Here is a 3,297-nt window from a genome sequence, read left to right on the forward strand (position 1 = left end):
ATTCTTGATCTCACCAGAGGTGTTTTCAAACACGACGGAGGTTCCATCCGTCATGGAAAACGGATCTTCCACATCAGAGAACAGAAAGTTCAATTTGCCATCTTCGATTCTACCACTGAAGGCACCATCCCAGAATCGTGAGGGTCCCAGAGTTCCTGGTGAATCCACTTTCTTCCACCAGCCGAAGATGTTGTTTTCGATCACAACCCCTTCTATCACTCTTTCCTCCAGTGATCCTTCGATGTAGTTTCCACTCTGGAAGATCTCCAGAGTATCGCTCGATGACTTCCAGCGGCTGAGATTGACGTGTTCGTTCACACCGACACTAGAGAGAATCTTTTCCAGGTTTTGTAGATCCTCTTCTGGTGGATTCCCAACTATGAAACTCCAGATGGCAAGGTCTTTCATTCCCATCGGAAACACCTTGACGTCGAAGGCAAGATTTGTTCTTTTAAACCTGTAATGACGACCCTCGAAACCGTTCCAGACAATCTCTTTCCGATCGACAAGGGACGCATCCTGAGACAGACCAGGAATCAGGGATTCTTCGACACCAGCATCGTAGATGAAGAACACACCAACGCCCTGTGTGAGAGTCTGACTATCGCTGGCTCCTTTGAAAACACCTGTTGAGTTCAATCCCAATGGGGGTGTCTTTTGCCAGTCCGCCGGCTGCTGCCACGTGATTGGGCCGAAACTTTCCGTAACCCATTCTTCTTGAGACAATCCAAAGATCGCCAGAAGAACCATACCAACCAAAAAAAGTTTTCGCACAATAAAACCTCCTCAGTGTGAGTTGACAACACTATTAAACCACTTTTTACTTCAAATCACAAGCTACCCTTACCAGTTCGTACTCCCTCGTTCCAAGGCCTATCTTTTGAGCGTATTCAAGCTGTGTTCTCCATGTCACGTCCGGATGAACCTCGAGAAATGGGTCTTTCCCAGTTTTCTGAATCACAAGATCGATACACGCCTGATCCAGGGCAACAGGATCCGTGCTCGCTGCAATTCCAATGTCCGGCGCCACGGGAGGCTTGTTCATGTTCCAACAATCACAGTCAGGAGAGATGTTCATGATAAAGGAGATGAAGACCGCCTTTTTGTCCTTCAAAGCAGCTTTCGCGTATTCAGCCATCTTTTTACTTAGAGAGTCCGTTGAACTGTCCCACTTTGGTGACATCGCACCGTAAGAACACATTGCAATACACTGCCCGCATCCGATACACTTGTCGTAGTCTATCTTTGCAATCTTTGTGACAGTGATGGCCCCAACTGGACAGAATTTTGCACACGTTCCGCAAGCGACACATTTTTCTTCTACAACGTATGGCTTGGAATCTGAATGCTGTTCCATCTTTCCTGCCCTTGAAGCACTTCCCATTCCGACGTTCTTTATGGTGCCACCAAATCCCGTTGCTTCGTGTCCTTTGAAGTGTGTGACGGCGACTATCACATCTGCCAAAGCAATTGCGGCACCTATCTTTGCTTCCTTCACGTACTTTCCATCGATTCGTACCTTCACTTCATCGGCTCCTCTCAGACCGTCCGCTATGATCACGGGAGCGCCTGTTACCTCGTATGTAAAGCCGTTCAAATAGGCATTTATCAGATGATCAACAGCGTTCGATCTGTGACCGGTGTAGAGTGTGTTCGCATCGGTGAGGAAGGGTTTCCCACCGAGTTTTTTGATCTGATCGACGATCACTTTCACATACTGGGGTCTGATGAAGGCGAGATTCCCATACTCACCGAAGTGTAACTTCACAGCCACGAACTTTCCTTTTTCGATGATCTTCTCCAGCTCCACCTTTTTCAGAAGCAGTTCCAGTTTCTGAAACATGTTCATGTTTGGATTCGTTGTCATATCGGTGAAATAGACTTTTACCGGCATGTTCATCCCTCCTTCTCTAGGAATCAAAAAGAGAGCCCCAATGGGCTCCCTAGATGTATATTTCTTCGTTTTAAATTCTACCACAACTATCTACCTTGTTCAAACTTCTATCTACTTAGAGTGGTTAGCAATTGAGTTATCCTTATGTAAATTTTTTTCATCTTGAATTTAAGGGGTTTCTTATTCTCTGACTGTTTTCAGGAACTTTCAGAGATTAAGAAAGAGGCAGGATTCCTCAAATCTTGCGAGAGCGGTTGCAAATCCACTGTAAACAGACCATGAAATTTTTGAAAATGTGATGTTATACAACTTATCGGCTTCAAATCTGTTGTAGTCGAAAGGGAATATAGGAGATTTCACAATAATCGCCAATAAATTCTCATAATCAGCGATATTCTTGATTTTTAAGAAATAATTACATTTGGATCTTTCGCAACAATGTGTTAAAATCTCCTCCGAAGGAAAATTTCCTCCAAAGGAAGAAGATGATTTCCTGAATACAAGACTTATTCTCGATTCTCAAGATTAAAGTTGTATTTGAAAGGTGAGAAATTCGCGAAAAAAGTCTTTGAAAATAGTACAGATGAAGGAATATTCATTCCGTATGGAAAGCTCAATACTTGGTTAGGAACAAGGTCAAGAGTTCCGTTTCGTGAGTAAATAATGAAATTAAAGCTACATGGGGGATTCCCCTAATAATTAATTAAGTAAGGAGGTGTCTTTATGAGGAAACTTTTCTTAATTAATTTGTTAATTTTGCTCATTGTTGCTGGCTCCATTTTCGGAGCCGAACAATTTCCAAGAAGTGAAACACTTTACATCGCGGGTCATCAATGGGGACCACCAACAAGCTTCAATCCGTACGCCGGTAATCCTGCATGGCCAATGCATCAGGGAATGAATTTAATTTATGAAACATTATTCCTCTTCAACTTGCTGACTGGTAAACTTGAACCAGGGCTTGCTCAAAGTTATGAGTGGGTTGACGATCTAACATTGAAGGTAACATTATACGATGAGGCCTGCTGGCAAGATGGCCAACCGGTAACAGCAGACGATGTAGTTTATACTTTTGAACTTGCAAAGAAATATCCTCTAGGACACTCGGTTGTTTGGGAATATCTTGAAAGAGTATGGGCTGAAGGCAACAGGACAATATACTTTAAAATGAAAGCTGATAATCCAAACAGATTGATACTTTTGAACCAATTGTGGACAGTTTTTATACTTCCGAAGCATATATGGACAAAAGTTGAAGAAGAAGCGGGTTACGATGTGGTAAACCTTAGAAGATTTGAAAACAAAAATCCTGTCGGTTCTGGTCCATACAAGCTTCACTCATTCAATAGTGAAAGAATTGTTCTTGAAAGATACGACAATTACTCGAAAAACAAGATATACGG

Annotated in this window: 2 protein-coding genes and 1 pseudogene; 1 reads left to right on the forward strand and 2 read right to left on the reverse strand. The window is 42.8% G+C overall.

Going from position 1 to position 3,297, the window contains the following annotated elements; all coding sequences use genetic code 11:
- Positions 1–774: pseudogene (locus J7K79_RS07925) on the reverse strand (hypothetical protein); the annotation flags it as partial.
- A 46-nt stretch (positions 775–820) separates the two neighbouring features.
- Positions 821–1,894: a DUF362 domain-containing protein gene (locus J7K79_RS07930; protein WP_296907275.1), complete on the reverse strand. Its 1,074-nt coding sequence runs from the start codon at positions 1,892–1,894 to the stop codon at positions 821–823.
- A 723-nt stretch (positions 1,895–2,617) separates the two neighbouring features.
- Here J7K79_RS07930 and J7K79_RS07935 point away from each other — a divergent pair.
- On the forward strand, positions 2,618–3,297 hold a 680-nt coding region (locus J7K79_RS07935; protein WP_296907279.1), incomplete at its 3' end, for an ABC transporter substrate-binding protein.

Source organism: Thermotoga sp. (assembly GCF_021162145.1).
Taxonomy (GTDB): Bacteria; Thermotogota; Thermotogae; order Thermotogales; family Thermotogaceae; genus Thermotoga.